The sequence below is a fragment of the Aminobacter sp. LjRoot7 genome (assembly GCF_964252895.1).
GTDB classification, from domain to species: domain Bacteria; phylum Pseudomonadota; class Alphaproteobacteria; order Rhizobiales; family Rhizobiaceae; genus Aminobacter; species Aminobacter aminovorans_B.
Map to the genome: position 1 here is coordinate 325,453 of NZ_CAXUPX020000005.1, position 16,871 is coordinate 342,323.

21 protein-coding genes are annotated in these 16,871 nt (G+C 65.0%); 15 read left to right on the top strand and 6 right to left on the bottom strand.

Annotated features, from left to right (window positions below; all coding sequences use genetic code 11):
• The first annotated feature begins 2 nt into the window (after positions 1-2).
• The 13 genes from ACSQ3E_RS17060 to ACSQ3E_RS17120 all read left to right on the top strand — a co-directional run bounded on the left by ACSQ3E_RS17060 (position 3) and on the right by ACSQ3E_RS17120 (position 8,722).
• Positions 3-305 carry an urease subunit gamma gene (locus ACSQ3E_RS17060; protein ID WP_055981164.1) on the top strand — a complete coding sequence of 101 codons (303 nt, stop codon included), beginning with the start codon at positions 3-5 and terminating at the stop codon, positions 303-305.
• 7 nt (positions 306-312) lie between these two features.
• Positions 313-567: a DUF1272 domain-containing protein gene (locus tag ACSQ3E_RS17065; protein WP_310320386.1), complete on the top strand. Its 255-nt coding sequence runs from the start codon at positions 313-315 to the stop codon at positions 565-567.
• Positions 568-593: 26 nt separating this feature from the next.
• A complete protein-coding gene (locus ACSQ3E_RS17070) occupies positions 594-1,184 on the top strand; it encodes a HupE/UreJ family protein (protein WP_436123619.1) in 591 nt (196 codons plus the stop codon).
• 5 nt (positions 1,185-1,189) lie between these two features.
• Positions 1,190-1,495, top strand: coding sequence for an urease subunit beta (locus ACSQ3E_RS17075; protein WP_436123620.1), 306 nt, complete (start codon positions 1,190-1,192; stop codon positions 1,493-1,495).
• Positions 1,495-3,207 (top strand): urease subunit alpha, encoded by a 1,713-nt coding sequence (gene ureC, locus ACSQ3E_RS17080; protein WP_436123621.1) that lies wholly within the window; start codon positions 1,495-1,497, stop codon positions 3,205-3,207. Before ACSQ3E_RS17075 ends, ureC begins: the two co-directional genes overlap by 1 nt.
• Positions 3,208-3,234: 27 nt before the next feature.
• The gene (locus ACSQ3E_RS17085; RefSeq protein WP_436123622.1) at positions 3,235-4,023 is read left to right on the top strand and encodes a PhzF family phenazine biosynthesis protein; all 789 of its coding nucleotides are present in this window, start codon (positions 3,235-3,237) and stop codon (positions 4,021-4,023) included.
• Between the two features lie 160 nt (positions 4,024-4,183).
• Positions 4,184-4,729: a peroxiredoxin gene (locus ACSQ3E_RS17090; RefSeq protein ID WP_436123623.1), complete on the top strand. Its 546-nt coding sequence runs from the start codon at positions 4,184-4,186 to the stop codon at positions 4,727-4,729.
• A gap of 200 nt (positions 4,730-4,929) precedes the next feature.
• Entirely contained in the window at positions 4,930-5,517 is a 588-nt protein-coding gene (locus ACSQ3E_RS17095) for a hypothetical protein (RefSeq protein WP_310320397.1), read from the top strand.
• A gap of 39 nt (positions 5,518-5,556) precedes the next feature.
• Positions 5,557-6,117: an urease accessory protein UreE gene (locus ACSQ3E_RS17100; RefSeq protein ID WP_436123624.1), complete on the top strand. Its 561-nt coding sequence runs from the start codon at positions 5,557-5,559 to the stop codon at positions 6,115-6,117.
• On the top strand, positions 6,086-6,778 hold the full coding sequence (locus ACSQ3E_RS17105; protein WP_436123654.1) for an urease accessory protein UreF: 693 nt from the start codon (positions 6,086-6,088) through the stop codon (positions 6,776-6,778). The genes ACSQ3E_RS17100 and ACSQ3E_RS17105 overlap by 32 nt, the downstream gene beginning before the upstream one ends.
• On the top strand, positions 6,775-7,215 hold the full coding sequence (locus ACSQ3E_RS17110) for a DUF3995 domain-containing protein (RefSeq protein ID WP_436123625.1): 441 nt from the start codon (positions 6,775-6,777) through the stop codon (positions 7,213-7,215). Before ACSQ3E_RS17105 ends, ACSQ3E_RS17110 begins: the two co-directional genes overlap by 4 nt.
• Positions 7,212-7,847: an urease accessory protein UreG gene (ureG, locus tag ACSQ3E_RS17115; RefSeq protein WP_436123626.1), complete on the top strand. Its 636-nt coding sequence runs from the start codon at positions 7,212-7,214 to the stop codon at positions 7,845-7,847. Before ACSQ3E_RS17110 ends, ureG begins: the two co-directional genes overlap by 4 nt.
• A 116-nt stretch (positions 7,848-7,963) precedes the next feature.
• Positions 7,964-8,722, top strand: coding sequence for a class II aldolase and adducin N-terminal domain-containing protein (locus tag ACSQ3E_RS17120; protein WP_436123627.1), 759 nt, complete (start codon positions 7,964-7,966; stop codon positions 8,720-8,722).
• Between the two features lie 194 nt (positions 8,723-8,916).
• Here ACSQ3E_RS17120 and ACSQ3E_RS17125 read toward each other — a convergent pair whose 3' ends face one another.
• Complete coding sequence (locus ACSQ3E_RS17125; protein ID WP_310320410.1) at positions 8,917-9,552, bottom strand: HAD family hydrolase; 636 nt, start codon at positions 9,550-9,552, stop codon at positions 8,917-8,919.
• Positions 9,553-9,649: 97 nt separating this feature from the next.
• On the bottom strand, positions 9,650-9,829 hold the full coding sequence (locus ACSQ3E_RS17130) for a hypothetical protein (RefSeq protein ID WP_436123628.1): 180 nt from the start codon (positions 9,827-9,829) through the stop codon (positions 9,650-9,652).
• 131 nt (positions 9,830-9,960) lie between these two features.
• Between ACSQ3E_RS17130 and ACSQ3E_RS17135 the strand changes: the two genes are divergently transcribed.
• On the top strand, positions 9,961-10,863 hold the full coding sequence (locus ACSQ3E_RS17135; RefSeq protein ID WP_436123629.1) for a LysR substrate-binding domain-containing protein: 903 nt from the start codon (positions 9,961-9,963) through the stop codon (positions 10,861-10,863).
• Positions 10,864-11,039: 176 nt separating this feature from the next.
• On the top strand, positions 11,040-12,443 hold the full coding sequence (locus tag ACSQ3E_RS17140; RefSeq protein WP_436123630.1) for an MATE family efflux transporter: 1,404 nt from the start codon (positions 11,040-11,042) through the stop codon (positions 12,441-12,443).
• A gap of 18 nt (positions 12,444-12,461) precedes the next feature.
• Here the strand turns inward: ACSQ3E_RS17140 and asnB are convergent, their stop codons facing one another.
• The 4 genes from asnB to ACSQ3E_RS17160 all read right to left on the bottom strand — a co-directional run bounded on the left by asnB (position 12,462) and on the right by ACSQ3E_RS17160 (position 16,815).
• Positions 12,462-13,982, bottom strand: a complete 1,521-nt coding sequence (gene asnB, locus ACSQ3E_RS17145) for an asparagine synthase (glutamine-hydrolyzing) (protein ID WP_436123631.1) — start codon at positions 13,980-13,982, stop codon at positions 12,462-12,464.
• A 147-nt stretch (positions 13,983-14,129) separates the two neighbouring features.
• Entirely contained in the window at positions 14,130-14,930 is an 801-nt protein-coding gene (locus tag ACSQ3E_RS17150; protein ID WP_310320421.1) for an ABC transporter permease, read from the bottom strand.
• The gene (locus ACSQ3E_RS17155; protein ID WP_310320423.1) at positions 14,927-15,781 is read right to left on the bottom strand and encodes an ABC transporter permease; all 855 of its coding nucleotides are present in this window, start codon (positions 15,779-15,781) and stop codon (positions 14,927-14,929) included. Before ACSQ3E_RS17155 ends, ACSQ3E_RS17150 begins: the two co-directional genes overlap by 4 nt.
• The gene (locus tag ACSQ3E_RS17160) at positions 15,778-16,815 is read right to left on the bottom strand and encodes an ABC transporter ATP-binding protein (RefSeq protein WP_436123632.1); all 1,038 of its coding nucleotides are present in this window, start codon (positions 16,813-16,815) and stop codon (positions 15,778-15,780) included. The genes ACSQ3E_RS17155 and ACSQ3E_RS17160 overlap by 4 nt, the downstream gene beginning before the upstream one ends.
• Between the last annotated feature and the right edge of the window lie 56 nt (positions 16,816-16,871).

Genomic DNA, 16,871 nt, shown 5'->3' on the forward strand with positions numbered 1-16,871 from the left:
GCATGAACCTGACGCCAAGGGAAAAAGACAAGCTTCTGATCGCCATGGCGGCAATGGTCGCACGCAAGCGGCTCGAACGCGGCGTCAAGCTCAACCATCCCGAGGCCGTCGCGCTGATCTCCGACTTCATCGTCGAGGGCGCCCGCGACGGACGCCCCGTCGCCGAGCTGATGGAAGCCGGCGCCCATGTCATCACCCGCGCCCAGGTCATGGACGGCATCGCCGAGATGATCCACGACGTCCAGGTCGAGGCCACCTTTCCCGACGGCACCAAGCTCGTCACCGTCCACGAACCGATCCGCTGAGGCCGCTATGCTTGAACTGCGTCCCAATTGCGAATGCTGCGACCGCGACCTGCCGCCCGAGGCGACGAATGCAGTCATCTGCACCTTCGAATGCACCTTCTGCAGCGATTGCGCCGAAGGCGTGCTCGGCGGCGCCTGCCCCAATTGCGGCGGCAATTTCTCCGCGCGACCGATCCGGCCTGCCGCCATGCTCGCCAAATATCCAGCCTCGACCAAGCGCGTGCTGAAAGCCGAAGGCTGCGCGCCGAAGTCCGCCGCCTGATTGCCCTGAACGAAAGGTTGTCAACGATGCTCAAGCGTCTCGCGCTCGCCCTCTCCTTGATGTCTTTGTCGGTCGCACCCGCCTTCGCGCACTTCAATCCCGAGCAGCACGGATCGCTGCTCGCCGGCGTGTCGCATCCGCTGTTCGGCATGGACCACATCCTCGCCATGGTCGCGGTCGGCCTGTGGGCTGCCTTGCTCGGCGGACGCGCCCTGTGGCTGGTACCATCGGCATTCGTCGGCACCATGGCGATCGGCTTCGCCGCGGCGGTCGCTGGCGCGCCGCTGCCCTTCGTCGAGCCGGTGATCCTCGCCTCGGTGGTGGTGATCGGCCTGCTCGCAGCCGTCGCCCTCAAGGTGCCGACATGGGCCGGCATGGTCATGGTCGGCTTCTTCGCCTTCTTCCACGGCCACGCCCATGGCGGCGAGCTCGGCTCCGCCGGCGCGCTGAGCTTCGGCTTCGGTTTCGCGCTGTCGACGGTGCTGCTGCATGCCGCGGGCGTTGGTCTTGGCCTGAGCGTCGGCCGTGTCTTCGGCGGCGACACCGGCCGGCTGGTGACGCGCGTCGCCGGCGGTGCGACAGCGCTCGGCGGCCTGTGGCTGGCACTCGGAGCGTGAGACCCATGATCCCCGGCGAAATCATCACCGCCTCAGGCTCTATCGAGCTCAACAAGGGCCAGCCGACCGTAACGCTCAAGGTCGCCAACACCGGCGACCGGCCGATCCAGGTCGGCAGCCACTTCCATTTCTACGAGACCAACAATGGCCTGAAATTCGACCGCGAGTTGGCGCGCGGCATGCGGCTCGACATCGCCGCCGGCACCGCCGTGCGCTTCGAGCCGGGCCAGGAACGCGACGTGACGCTGGTGCCCTATGGCGGCAAACGCGAGGTCTACGGCTTCCAGCAGAAGGTGATGGGAAAACTCTGATGCCGGCACAAATCTCCCGCGCCGCCTATGCCAGGATGTTCGGCCCCACCGTCGGCGACAAGGTACGGCTTGCCGACACCGAGCTGTTCATCGAGGTCGAGAACGATTTCACCGTCTACGGCGAGGAAGTGAAGTTCGGCGGCGGCAAGGTCATACGCGACGGCATGGGCCAGAGCCAGCTGAGCCGCGCCCAGGGTTCCATGGACTGCGTCATCACCAATGCGCTGGTCCTTGACCATACCGGCATCTACAAGGCCGACGTCGGCCTCAGGGACGGGCGCATCGCTGCCATCGGCAAGGCAGGCAATCCCGATACCCAGCCCGGCGTGACCGTCATCATCGGCCCAGGCACCGAGATCATCGCCGGCGAAGGCAAGATCCTGACCGCCGGCGCCATCGACACGCATATCCACTTCATCTCGCCGCAGCAGGTCGAAACGGCGCTGAACTCAGGCGTCACCTGCATGGTTGGCGGCGGCACCGGCCCGGCGCACGGCACGCTTGCCACCACCTGCACGCCGGGACCGTGGAACATCGCCCGCATCCTCCAGGCCTTCGATGGCCTGCCGATGAATGTCGGTGTGTCCGGCAAGGGCAACGCCTCGCTGCCGGGCGCGCTGGAAGAACAGGTGCTGGCCGGCGCCTGCGTGCTCAAGCTGCACGAAGACTGGGGCACGACGCCCGCCGCCATCGACACCTGCTTGTCGGTCGCCGACGCCTACGACGTCCAGGTGGCTCTCCACTCCGATACGCTCAACGAAGGCGGCTTCGTCGAGGACACGGTCGCCGCCTTCAGGGGCCGCACCATCCACTCCTTCCACACCGAAGGTGCCGGCGGCGGCCATGCCCCGGACATCATCAAGATCTGTCAGTATCCGAACGTCATCCCAGGCTCGACCAATCCGACGCGACCCTACACCGTCAACACCGTCGCCGAACACCTCGACATGCTGATGGTCTGCCACCATCTGTCGCCGTCGATCCCCGAAGACATCGCCTTTGCCGAAAGCCGCATCCGCAAGGAGACGATCGCCGCCGAGGACATCCTGCACGACCTCGGCGCCTTCTCGGTGATCTCGTCGGACAGCCAGGCCATGGGCCGCGTCGGCGAGATGATCATCCGGACCTGGCAAACAGCCGACAAGATGAAGCGCCAGCGCGGCACGCTGCCCCAGGAAAAGGGCAACAACGACAATTTCCGCGCCCGCCGCTACATCGCCAAATACACCATCAACCCGGCCATCGCGCACGGCATGGCGCGCGAGATCGGCTCGATCGAAGTCGGCAAGCGCGCCGACCTGGTGTTGTGGAACCCGGCCTTCTTCGGCGTGAAACCCGACATGGTGCTGCTCGGCGGCTGGATCGCCACCGCCCCGATGGGCGACCCCAACGGCTCGATCCCGACGCCGCAGCCGAGCCACTACCGGCCGATGTTCGGCTCGTTCGGCAAGGCGCTGACCAACAGCTCGATCACCTTCGTCTCGAAAGCCGGGCTGGAGAGCGGCCTGCGCGAGCGCATCGGCCTCGAGAAGCAGATGGTGGCGGTGGAAAACACCCGAAGCGGTATCGGCAAGCGCTCGATGATCCTCAACGACGCCATGCCTCAGATAGAGGTCGATCCCGAGACCTACGAGGTGCGCGCCGACGGTGAGCTTCTGACCTGCGAGCCGGCGACGGTGCTGCCCATGGCGCAGCGCTATTTCCTGTTCTAGCTTCTGCGCCATAGATTGGAGGCCGCGATGAAGCTCGAAATGATCCAGGTGGATGCCTTCACCGATAAGGTTTTCACAGGCAATTCGGCGGCGGTCGTGTTCCTCGAGGACTGGCTGGCCGACCGTGTGCTCCAGGGCATCGCGCTGGAGAACAACCTCGCTGAAACGGCCTTCCTGAAGCCGAACGATGGCGAGTGGGATATCCGCTGGTTCACCCCCACCGACGAGGTGCCGTTCTGCGGTCACGCCACGCTGGCCTCGGCCTGCGCGCTGCATTTGCGCAAGGGCGTCGAACGGACCATGCGTTTCTCCACCCGCGAGGTCGGCGACCTCCTCGTCACGCCGCAGAGTGGCGGCTATCGCATGGACATCCCGCGCTTCGACCCCGACTTCGCCATCCCTCAGGACGCGCTGGTCAACGGCCTGCGCGACGACGCCTGGGTGCAGCTTTTCCGCAACCGCGAGAACTACTTCGTCGAGCTGACTTCGGAGGCTGCGCTGCTTGCCTACCAACCCGACCTGCCGCGCATCGCCGAGCTCGGATCGTTCGGCCTGTGCATCACCGCGCGCGGCAGCGACTGCGATTTCGTCTCGCGCTACTTCGCCCCCGGCGCCGGCATCCCGGAGGATCCGGTCACCGGCTCGACCCACGCCACGCTCGCCCCCTACTGGGCGCAAAAGCTTGGCAAGACCAGCCTTTCGGCGCGCCAGCTGTCGGCCCGGGGTGGGGTGCTCGGCTGCGAAGTCGCGGGCGACCGGGTGTTCCTCACCGGCCAGGCTGTCATCTACATGGACGCCACGATCCACCTTCCCTGACCGCGCCTGCCCTACAGGAACCGCCCGCGACCTGATGCCACGCCGGTCGCGCTGGAACCGCCTCTGGCCAGTTGGTATTGAGCCCGCGCTAGCTAAAAATTCGGCAGGATTCCCCGAGCCCAAGATCGGGGGCCCTGCTTTCTTGGAAATGGAGTTTCAAATGATCGGCAAGAAAGTTCCTGCTGTCACCTTCCGCACGCGCGTGCGCGACGAGGCCGTCGGCGGCCCGAACCCCTTCCGCTGGGAAGACAAGACCTCGGCCGACTATTTCGACGGCAAGCGCGTCGTCCTGTTCTCGCTGCCCGGCGCCTTCACGCCGACCTGCTCGACCTACCAGCTGCCCGACTTCGAGAAGCTGTTTGGCGAGTTCCAGGCCGAAGGCATCGACGAGATCTATTGCGTCTCGGTCAACGACGCCTTCGTCATGAACGCCTGGGGCAAGTCGCAGAACCTCGACAAGGTCAAGCTGATCCCCGATGGCTCGGGCGAGTTCACCCGCAAGATGGGCATGCTGGTTGCCAAGGACAATGTCGGTTTCGGCATGCGCTCCTGGCGCTACGCCGCCGTCATCAACAACGGCCGCATCGAAAAGTGGTTCGAGGAAGAAGGCTTCGCCGACAACTGCGACAGCGATCCTTATGGCGTCTCCTCGCCGCAGAACATTCTTGAAGCGCTCAAGAACGACGACGTCGCCGAAGCCGCATAAGCTTCGCCGTCTTCGCTTGATACAAACCCCGGCCGCGACAGCGCGCCGGGGTTTTTTGTGCCCGCGACACACACGCCACGCTCACGGCAACGTCTATTGGCTCGACATCTGTTTCGGCGCACGATGCCCGCCGTAACCCTCGCCGCAGAAACGTTCCCGGAACCGACAATGCCCGCATTCGACCATCCCAAGAGCGTCCCATGACGCCCGAAGTCCCGGCCGAAGTCTTCCCGCATATCCGCATCGTCATGGGCATGATCATCGGCCTGGGCATGGCGCGGCTGTTGTCGGGTGTCGCCCGCATCGTCCAGCATCCCGACCAGTACAGGCTCTACCCGGTGCACCTCGCCTGGGTGGCCTCGCTGCTTCTGACGCTGGTGCATTTCTGGTGGTGGGAGTTTGGCCTCTACGCCGTCCCCAACTGGACCTTCGGCACCTACCTGTTCATCCTCGGCTACGCGATCGCGCTGTTTTTGCTCTGCGCGTTGCTCTTCCCCGACTCGATGCAGGACTACAAAAGCTACGAGGACTTCTTCTATTCGCGCCGCGCCTGGTTCTTCGGGCTTTTGGCCACGACCTACCTGCTCGACATCGTCGACACATTGATCAAGGGCGAGGCGCATTTCGCCCATTTCGGCGGCGAATACCTGATCCGCACGCCCATCCTGGTGGCACTTTGCCTCATCGCCATCGCCACCGCGAGCAGGCGATATCATCTGGCATTCGTGACAGCTACTTTGCTGTATCAGATATCGTGGATCTGGCGGCTCTTCGACACCATCGTCTGAACCGCCGGCTCCGCCGCCACGCCACAGGAACAACGACCCATGCTGCGCGCTATCAAGATCATCCGTGCCGACGCCACAACAGGCGCGCAGCCCTTCGACGTCGCCGTGCTCGCCCATGACGAGCGCCATATCAGGCGCCGCGCCGTCGCGCTGTCCAAGGGCGAACGTGTGCTCGTCGATCTGGCCGAGCCGGTGGTGCTCGAAACCGGCGACCTGCTCGTGCTCGAAGACGATCGCACCGCCGGCATCGTCGCCGCCGAGGAAGAGCTCTACGACATCCGCGCTCGCGACGCCGTCCACCTGACGCAGCTCGCCTGGCACATCGGCAACCGCCACCTCGCCGCAGCGATCTCGGCCGATCGCATCCTCATCCTGCGCGACCATGTCATCAAGGCGATGTTGGAAGGGCTGGGCGCTACCGTCACCGACATACTGGCGCCCTTCGAGCCGGTGCGCGGCGCTTATTCGGGCCATGGCCACGATCATGGTCACTCGCATGACCACGCCCATGGACACGACCACGAGCACGAGCATCACCACGAACATGACCATGGTCACCACCACGACCATGGCGGCCACCACCATCACCATCATGACTGAGCGCGGCAACGCCTCGCTGCTGCGGCTGATGGCCTGGCTGTCGCCAGCCTTCCCGGTCGGCGGCTTTTCCTACAGCCATGGCCTCGAACGTGCCGTGCATGACAATCTTATCGCCAACCGTGACGATCTCGCCGCATGGCTGACCACGCTCGCCGAAATCGGCTCCGGCTGGAACGACGCGGTGCTGTTTGCGGAAAGCTGGCGCCGCGCCGCTACCGACGGCGACCTGCCCGAGGTCGCTGAACTCGCTGAAGCCCTGGCCGGTTCGCGCGAACGCCACCTGGAATCGATGCTGCAGGGCCAAGCGTTCCTCGCGGCCGCAGCCGCCTGGCCGAACCAGGTGCTTGCGCGGCTGCCGGCGGAATGCCCCTATTGTGTCGCCGTCGGCGCCGTCGCCGGCGCCCATGGCATCGCACTGGAGTACGCGCTGGCCGCTTACCTGCAAGCCTTTGCCACCAACCTGATCCAGGCAGCGATCCGGCTTGGCGTCATCGGCCAGACGGCGGCCACCGGCATCATCGCCGGCTTCGAGCCGGTAGCGCTCGGCGTGGCGGCGCGTGCGGCAGTATCGACACTCGACGATCTGGGGTCCGCCGCCCTAACCTCCGACATCATGGCGATGCGCCACGAGACCCAACATTCGAGACTGTTCCGCTCATGACCGTGCTCGCCTTCGCCCTCGCCGCCGTGCTCTATCTGATCGCCTCGATCCATGCCTATTGGGGTCTTGGCGGCGTCTGGCCCGGCACCGACCAGGCTTCTTGCGCCCGCGCCGTCGTCGGTGCGCGCGGCATCGACACCATGCCCTCGCCCTTCGCCAGCTTCGCCGTCACCGCCTGCCTCATCGTGGCGACGCTGTGGCCGTTGGCGCTTGTCGGCATCTTCGCGACACCCTTCCCAAAGGCGGGCTTGGCCGCCTCGGCGCTGATGGTTGCGCTGGTGTTTCTCGGCCGCGGCATTGCCGGCTTCACCCCCGCCTGGCGCCGGCTGACGCCCGAGCTGCCCTTCGCGCGGCTCGACCGTCAGTATTATTCGCCGCTGTGCCTCGCCATCGGCACCGGTTTCGTCATCCTCGCCATATCAGGATTCCAGTCATGACCTCGAAAAACGGCCCGCTTCGCATCGGCATCGGTGGCCCGGTGGGCTCGGGCAAGACAACGCTGACCGAGAAGCTGTGCAAGGCGCTGCGCGACGAGTTCTCCATCGCGGTCGTCACCAACGACATCTACACCAAGGAAGACGCGATGATGCTGGCCCGCCTGCAGGCGCTGCCGGAAGAGCGCATCATGGGCGTGGAAACCGGTGGCTGCCCGCACACCGCCATCCGCGAGGACGCCTCGATCAATCTTCAGGCCATCGCCGAGATGAACCGAAAGTTCCCCGACCTCGACATCGTCTTCATCGAGTCGGGCGGCGACAACCTGGCGGCGACCTTCTCGCCCGATCTCGCCGACATCACGCTCTATGTCATCTCGGTCTGCCAGGGCGAAGAGATCCCGCGCAAGGGAGGCCCCGGCATCACCCGCTCCGACTTCCTGGTCATCAACAAGAGCGACCTGGCGCCTTATGTGAACGTCAATCTCGAGGTCATGGAAGGCGACGCCGCCCGCCAGCGCGGCAAGCGCCCCTTCGGCTTCACCGACCTGTCGCGCGGCAAGGGGCTGGAAGCGGTCATCGACTTCATCGTCGAGAATGGTGGGCTCCGGCTGGACCAGCGGATTCCAGCCTGAGCTGATGTTGCCGCGCCTGCCGTGACGCGGCATTCTTTCTCCCAGCACATCGCCCCGAAGCCGGCAACGGTCTTGGGAAAGCCTGATGCGCCAGCAAATTGCGAGGGAGGAACACCATGGCCGTCACCCAGCTCAAGCAGACCAACCTGCCGTTCTATGAGGAGCGCGTCGACCTCGCCTGCGCCTTCCGCTGGACGGCACGGCTCAACATGCATGAGGCGGTGGCCAACCACTTCTCGCTCGCCGTCAACGACGACGGCTCGAAGTTCCTGATGAACCCCAACCAGGTGCATTTCTCACGCATCAAGGCGAGCGATCTTCTGCTCATCGACGCCAACGACCCCGAGACGATGAGCGGGCCCAACGCGCCCGATCCGACCGCCTGGGGCCTGCATGGCGCTGTCCATCGCAATTGCGCCCATGCGCGCTGCGTCATGCATGTGCACTCGATCCACGCCACCGTGCTGGCGTCGCTGGCCGACTCCACCTTGCCGCCGATCGACCAGAACACGGCGATCTTCTTCCGCCGCCATGTCGTCGACGGCCATTATGGCGGGCTCGCCTTCGAGGAAGAGGGCGAACGCTGCTCGCAGCTGCTCGCCGACCCGAAAGTCAAGGTGATGATCATGGGCAATCACGGCGTCATGGTCATCGGCGACAGCGTCGCCGACACCTTCAACCGGCTCTATTATTTCGAGCGCGCCTGCGAGACCTACGTCAAGGCGCTGTGGACCGGCCGGCCGCTGCGGCTGCTGTCGGACGAGATCGCCGAAAAGGCAGCGCTGGAACAGGAAGACTACCCCGGCCAGGCCGAACGCCACCTCGCCGAGCTGAAAGCCATCCTCGACGAGCAGGAACCGGTGTACCGGAACTGAGGCGTCGAGCTGCCCCTCATCCGCCTGCCGGCACCTTCTCCCCGTAAGGACGGGGAGAAGGACGAAGCTTCAACGCCTGCACCATTCCTTGTGCAGTCCATGTCTCGTCAGCTGAAGGTCAATCGCTACGCCGACGCCCCCTCTCCCGTTCTTCACGGGGAGAGGGTAAGGGGCAATCTTCAGGCAAAACCCGCTCAATCCAACCCGAGCAGCGCCCTGACCTCTTCGGCGCTATGCGCCACCAGCGCGCCGGCCGGTCCGTCGATCTTGTCCTGCGGCCAGAAGATGGTGCGCATGCCGGCGGCGACGCCGGCCATGGCGCCGGTGACGCTGTCTTCCATGACAGCCGTATCAGTGGGGTCGATACCGGTGAGATAGGCGGCGCGCAGATAGGGTTCGGGATCGGGCTTGCCGAGACGCACGTCGTTGCGGCTGATCGTCTTCATCGTCGGCTCGTTCACGCCGACAGCCTGCAGATTGGCCTCGACCACCATGCGGTCCGAATTGGAGACGATCGCCTGGACGACACCCTTCGCCTTCAGATCGCGAAAAATCTCCATCGCGCCTTCACGCGGCAGAAGGTTGGGCGCGCGGCCCATGTAGTGATCGTATTTGAGGGCGATCCAGTCGTCGAAGTCGAGGGCGAGGCCGAACTGGTCGCGCAGCACCTCATAGACCGGGCGAGCCGCCTGGCCGACGACACGCGCGTGCAGGTCGGCGGGCGGCTCGATGCCGACGCTGCGCAGCGCCGACACCAGCGATTCCTCGTGCAGCGGCTCGCTGTCGATCAACGTGCCGTCCATGTCCCAATACACTGCCTTCGGCGTCATATGACCGGTCCCTGTTCACCCCATTGCTCATAGGAGCTTTGGCGGCGGAAATGAACCGTTGATATGGCCGTGCGGGACACATGCGCGTGCGGAGACTTCAAACCCGCCGGCCGCAAGGGTCCTTGCCGTCGATGTAGCCGACGTCGCGCTGGAGGTGATCCGGCAGGTCGCGGAAGTCCACAACGCGTTTGCGCGAACGCAGCCCGAAGGCGGCGGCCAGACGTGCGGTCCAGCCGATCTGCTCGCAATGGAAAAGGCTTGCCTGTGCCGTGGCCATGATCGTCATCCTTTTGAGATGGTTGAAATGTGCTGATGTCTTGACCTAGATATTGCTCTGGAATGATTGACTTTTCCAATTGAACGTCGATCATGACCCATTAACTGGCCTTATGTATGGGAGTGTGGGAAATGCCGCTTCAGCTGCCGCCTTTGACCGCGATCAGGGTGTTCGAAGCCGCCGCCCGCCAGGGCAGTTTCACCAAGGCAGCGGCCGAACTCGGCATGACCCAGGCCGCCGTCAGCTACCAGATCAAGTTGCTCGAGGAGCGCGTCGGCGCGCCGCTATTCCTGCGCAAACCGCGCCAGGTGGTGCTGACCGAGGTCGGCAGCCGCATGGTGCCGATGGTGACCGAGGCATTCGGCCTGTTGAGCGAGGCCTATCAGGTGGCGCGCGCCGGCTCCGGCGGCACGCTCGGCATTTCGACGGTCCACACCTTCGCGTCGAACTGGCTGGCTCCCCGCATCGGCTCGTTCCAGCTGCGCCACCCCAACATCGCCGTCCGCCTCGACACCTCGAGCTACCTCGTCGATTTCTCGCGCGAGGAGATGGACATCGGCATCCGCTCCGGCTCAGGCAAATGGCCCGGGCTTGCCACCCATTTTTTGCTGCGCTCGCAATTTTCGCCCATGCTCAGCCCGCGCCTTGCCGAAAGCATCGGCGGGATCAAGGAGCCGGCCGACCTGCTCAAGCTCAGGATCCTCAACCCCGCCGACATCTGGTGGAAGGACTGGTTCGCAAAGGCCAATGTGCCGGCAGACGCACTCGACAGGATGCCCGATACCAGCCTGGGTTCGCAGGCCGCCGAGGCCAATGCCGCGATAGCCGGCCAGGGCGTGTCGGTCCTGACAACCGCGCTGTTCACCGCCGAGCTCGCCGAGGGCCGGCTGATCCAGCCGTTCGAACTCACCGCTCATGGCGGCGACTACTGGCTGGTCTATCCCGAGGGGCGCCGCAACGTGCCGAAGATCCGGGCTTTCCGAGAATGGATCATGGCCGAACTCAATTGCCCGACGGATGCGACAGGCGACTGACAGCACAGCCGGCCCAACTCTGCTGGCATAATCCTTGGTCGCCGTGACAGCTTGCCACTTCTGAGACTTTCGGTCACAAACGGCGCCACGACGCGCCAAAAGGGCGGATTCCGTCGTCAAAACTCGTGATATCGACGCCAATGAGCCGCGATATCGCCACCGAAAGACGAAAAACCATGTCTGCGATCGCAACCGGCGCGCAATCACCGGCCACTCCTTGGCGCGACGAACTTCGCGCCATGCTGGCGCTTGCCTGGCCGATGATCCTCACCAATCTCGCCCAGACGGCGATGACGGCGACCGACGTGATGATGCTCGGCCGGCTGGGTCCCGATGCGCTTGCCGCCGGCGCGCTCGGCTCCAACCTCTATTTCGCGCCGCTGATCTTCGGCCTCGGCCTGATGTATGCGACCTCGCCGATGATGGCGGCCGAGCTTGGCCGCAAGCGCCATTCGGTTCGCGACGTCCGCCGCACCGTGCGCCAGGGCCTGTGGCTCGCCGTCCTCATCTCGCTCCCGATCTGGGCCCTGTTGTGGTACGCCGAGGATATCCTGCTGGCCATGGGCCAGGAACCCAAGCTCGCCGAGCAGGCCGGCATCTACGTGCACCACCTGCAATGGGCGGCGTTGCCGTTTTTCGGCTACATCGTGCTGCGCTCGTTCATCTCGGCGCTGGAGCGCCCCGGCTGGGCGCTGGTCATCATGGCGATCGCGGTGGCGGCCAACGCGCTCGGCAACTGGCTCTTGGTGTTCGGCAAATGGGGCTTCCCCGAGATGGGCATCGCCGGCTCCGGCCTTGCCACCAGCATCGCCAGCGGCATGATGTTCGTCGGCATGGCGGCCGTCGTCATGATGGAAAAGAAGTTCCGCCGCTACCACCTGTTCGGCCGCTTCTGGCGCGCCGACTGGCCGCGCTTCAGGGCGCTGCTCAAGCTAGGCTTGCCGATCTCCGGCATCCTTGCCTTCGAGGTGACGATCTTCAACGCCGCGGCATTCCTGATGGGGCTTATCAGCTCGTCCTCGCTTGCCGCGCATGCCATCGCACTGCAGATCTGCTCGGTCACCTTCATGATCCCGCTCGGTCTCGGCCAGGCGGTCACGGTGCGCGTCGGGCTGGCTTACGGCGCCAGGGACCGCGACGGCATCACGCGTGCCGGATGGACGGCCTATGTGCTCGGCGTCGGCTTCATGGCGCTGATGGCGCTGGTGATGGTGTTCTGGCCGCATCTACTGATCTCGGCCTTCATCGACGTCAGCGACCCGGCCAACGCGCAGGTAATCGGTCTCGCAGTCAGCTTCCTCGTCTTCGCGGCATTGTTCCAGGTCGTCGACGGCGCCCAGGCGGTGTCGGCCGGCCAGCTGCGCGGGCTGCAGGATACGAAGGTGCCGATGATCCTCGCCGCCATCGGCTACTGGGGCATCGGCCTGCCGCTTGGCGTGCTGCTTGCCTTCCACTTCGGCTTCGAGGGCCGCGGCATCTGGATCGGCCTGTTCTCCGGCCTCGCCGTGGTGTCCGTGCTACTGTTGTGGCGCTGGCTCCGGCGCGACCGGCTCGGCCTGATGCACAAGCCGGTGATGTGACGGGCGCTCTGTGCCTGTCTAGGCAGCCGCGACCGAGACGCGGTTGGCGACCCATCTGCCGGCCGCATTGATGATGCGGTCGGGGTCAACGTAGCTCTGCCGCAACAGGCTCTCATAGACCGCGCCCTCGGCGGCGCGGTCGAGTGGTGCGGCCGAGCCAGTCATCGCCTGCAACGCCTCGCCAAGCGCCGTCACCGCCCCCGACCCCTCGTCGAACTGCGCCTTCTTGCGCCAGACGAGGTCGTGCGGCAGCAGGTCGGCGCAGGCTTTGCGCAGGATCCACTTTTCCGTCGTCGGTCCGGTGCTTTCGGGTGAGGCCGGATCGGTACGCCTGAGCTTCAGCGTCGCCGGAATGCTCTGGGCGAAGTCGATCAGCTCGCGGTCGAGGAAGGGCGTGCGCGCCTCCAGGCTCTCAGCCATGGTGACACGGTCGACGCGCTGCAGATTGATGTTGTGCATGGTGCCAAGCGACCGCGTCAGCTCGTCGGCCAGTTCGCGCGGTCGGTCGACATAGGCGTGATGATAGGTGTAGCCGGCAAACAGCTCGTCGGCACCCTCGCCCGTCAGCACCGCCTTGACGTGCCGCCGCGCCAGCCGGGCGGCGAAATGCGTCGGCACCGCCGAGCGCACCAGGTCGATGTCGGCGCTTTCGAGATGGTAGATGACATGCGGCAGGACGCGGGCGACCTCTTCGGGCGTAAACGCGTGCTCGAAGTGCTCGGTGCCGAGGTAGTCGGCCACCCGCCGCGCGGCGATGAGGTCGGGGCTGCCTGCGAGGCCGACGGAAAAGGTCTTCAGCCGCTTCGGCGACTGCCGGGCGGCAATCGCCGCGATGATCGAGCTGTCGAGCCCACCCGACAGGAACGAGCCGACCTCGACGTCGGCGACCATCCACTTGGCCACCGCCTCCTCCAGCACAAGCCTCAGCTCGCGCCAGGTCAGCTCCTCGTCGATGCCGGGTTCCGGATCGGCGGCACCTTGCGGCATGCGATACCAGCGCCGCATGCCGCTCTGGCTGTCGAACATGGCACCGGGTTCAAGCGCTTCGATCTTTGTGACGTCGACGCCGTCGAAGGCCTTGAGCTCGGAGGCAAAGGCCAGCCCCTCGCCGATATGGGCGACATAAAGCGGCTTGATACCGAGCGGGTCGCGCGCGGCGATGATGCGGTCCGGCGTCGCCAGCACGAAAGCGAACATGCCGTCGAGCCGCGACACCCAGCGCAGCGCGTTCTTGCGGAAGAGATGCAGCACCGTCTCGCTGTCGCTGCGGGTCTGGAAGGCAGCCTCGCCGAGGATCGCCCTGAGGTCGGTGTGATTGTAGATCTCGCCGTTGACCACCAGGATGTTGTCGCCCTGGTAAATCGGCTGGGCGCCGTTGTCGGGGCCAATGATGGCGAGCCTTGCATGCGCCATGACGGCGGGAATGTTCTTCGGCCGCAGCACCTCCAGCGCGTCAGGCCCGCGGTGCTCCATCTTGCGGATCATCCGCGAGGCCAACTCCTCGTCATCGAGGTTCCAGAGGCACACAAATCCGCACATGGCGCTTCGCTCCCACATGGCCGCCGGCGTGTCGGCCGGCATGAAAGCGATGCTAGGAGCGGCAGCCACCGGGCGCGACAACCCAGCGGCTGACAATTGTCACTCAGGCGACACCACCTCAGGTGCCGCCTGACTGTTGCCGGCGCCTCAGGTCTCCGACGACATCGCGCCAAGCAGCCGCCTGATGTCACCGAATTTGGCGATCAGTCCGAAGACCAGCGCCGCCACCGCGACGAAGAACACCGACACCGAGGCCATTGTCGGCGTGTAGCCGTAGCGCAGGGCGTTGAAGATCTTGATCGGCAGCGTCTCGAGCGTGAAGCCGATCGTCATGTAGGCGACGATGTATTCGTTGAGCGACAAGACGAAGGCGAAGGCGTAGCCCGAGACGAGATAGGGCCGGATCAGCGGCAGCACCACCGTCTTCAGCACCGTGCGGTCGTCGGCGCCCATCGTCGCCGCCGCCTCGACCAGCGATCGGTCGATGGAGGCGAAGCCGAGCGACAGCGTCACCAGCGGCAGGGTGACGAAGAAGATCGCGTGGCTGATCACAGCCGTCCAGGGCTGGCCATAGAAACCCGTCGTCGCCCAGAAGGTCAGCATGCCCAATGCGGTGATGACCGGCGGCAGGATGAACGGAGCCAGCCCGAGGATCTGGAACACGTTGGCCCAGGGCGCGATGCGCCGCCACAGGAACCAGGCCAGTGGAAGCGCAATGGCCACCGCGAGGGCTGCGGCGGTGACCGCCAGCGACAGCGAGGCGATCAGCGCCTTGCGCCATTCCGGATCGGCGAAGATCTGCGCATACCAAGCGAGCGAAAAGCCTTTCGGCGGAAAGGCCAGGTCCTGCTTTTCGTTGACCGAGACGCCAGCAACGACGATCAGCGGTGCCGCCAGGAAGAGAGCAACGGCGACGAAATAGAGCCGGCGAAGGAATGTCTGTTTCACAGCGCGTTCTCCCTGCGTCCGACAAGCAGCGTCAAGCCGACAAGCGCCAGCGACATCAGCACCAAAAACACCGCCATTGCCGCGGCAAACGGCATGTTGGACTGGTAGATGGCCTGGTCGGTGATCAGCACCGACAGTGTCCAGTGCGACGGCCGGCCAAGGATCTGCGGCAACAGATAGGAGCCGAGCGCGAAGACGAAAACCATGATCAGCGTGGCGACGATGGTGTTGCGCAGCGCCGGCACGACGACGTTCATGAACGCCCTGACCGGCGAGGCGCCAAGCGTGCGCGCCGCCTCCAGCAGAGTCGGATCGAGACGGACCAAAGCGGGGTAGAGCACCAAGATGGTGTAGGGCAGCGCTTGGTAGACCATGCCGGTCAGCACGGCCCAGAAGCTCGGTAGCAGCGCCACCGGCTCCTTCATCAGGCCGATAGCCACGAACAGATTGGTGATGCCGGCGGTGCGCGAAAACAGCGTCGACCAGGCAAAGCCGATGATGACCTCGGACAGCGACAGCACCGACAGCAGGCAGACCAGCCAGACCGTCTGCACCTTTCGCGGGCGCTTGGTCAAAAGATATGTGAAGGGAAACGCGATGACGACGCAGCAGATCGCCACCATCACCGCGAGCACCAGCGAAAAGCCCAGCACCTTGCCGAAGAACAGGCTCAGGAAGCGGGCATAATTGGAGAAAACGAAATCCGGCGTGTAGAACCCGGAAGGATCGCGCTGGAAGAAGCTGACGGCGATCATCGTCGAGAACGGCACGACGAAAAAGACGATCAGCATCAGCCCGGGAAAGAACAGCGGGCTGTAATCGGCTAGCGATTTCGGCGCCTCGCGTTTCATGACTTCAGCACCACGCAGGCTTCGGCCGGCAGGATCAGGCCGACCTGCTGGCCGGCCACCACTTCGGGCCGTTCGCGCGGCGTGGCCACCGCGATGATGGTCTTGCCACCGGCCTCGACGAAGGTCTCGATGGTTCCGCCGAGATCGCGCACGAAGGTCACCGTGCCAGCGATGGCGTCGCCGCCGACCCGGCCGAGATGCACATCCTCGGGGCGGATCGACACGGAGGCCTTGGTCAGGCCCTCGGGCATGGTCAGGCCTGCTATTGCCTGGCCAAGCACCGAGACACGGCCGGCGCGGTCGACTTCCGCTTCGAGCAGATTGGTCATGCCGATGAAGTCGGCAACGAAGGCGTCGGCCGGCTTGCGGTAGATCTCGATCGGCGGTGCCGCCTGCAGTATCTTGCCGTGGCCCATGACGACGACCAGGTCGGCCATGGTCATCGCCTCGCGCTGGTCGTGGGTGACAACAAAGGTGGTGATGCCGAGCCGCTGCTGCAGCTGGCGCAGTTCGACCTGCATCGCCTCGCGCAGCTTGGCGTCGAGCGCCGACAACGGCTCGTCGAGCAAGAACAGCTTTGGCGACAAGGCGAGTGCACGGGCAATGGCGACACGCTGGCGCTGGCCGCCCGACAACTTGGCGACGGGCCGGTCGGCGAAACCGGGCAGATGGATGAGCTTCAAAAGCTCGTCCGAGCGCTTCTTCTGCTCGTCGCGCGAGGCGCCGCGAATGCGCAAGGGATAAGCGATGTTGTCGCCGACCGACAGATGCGGAAACAGCGCCAGCGACTGGAACACCATGCCGAGGTTGCGCTTGTGGGTAGGCACCGGCGTGATGTCGGTCCCATCGAGCAGGATCGCGCCGCTCGAGGGATCCTCGAGGCCGGCGATCATGCGCAGCAACGTTGTCTTGCCGCAGCCGGACGGGCCAAGCAGGCAGACAAACTTGCCATGCGGCACCGACAGATTGGCCGTGTCGACAGCCGTGAAGTTGCCGAATGACTTGGTGATGTCCTTAAGCACGAGTCCGGACATGAGGGGCACCTGCTCGTTTGAAGGTTCTACGAACTGAAATGGCGCTGCCGGTCGGC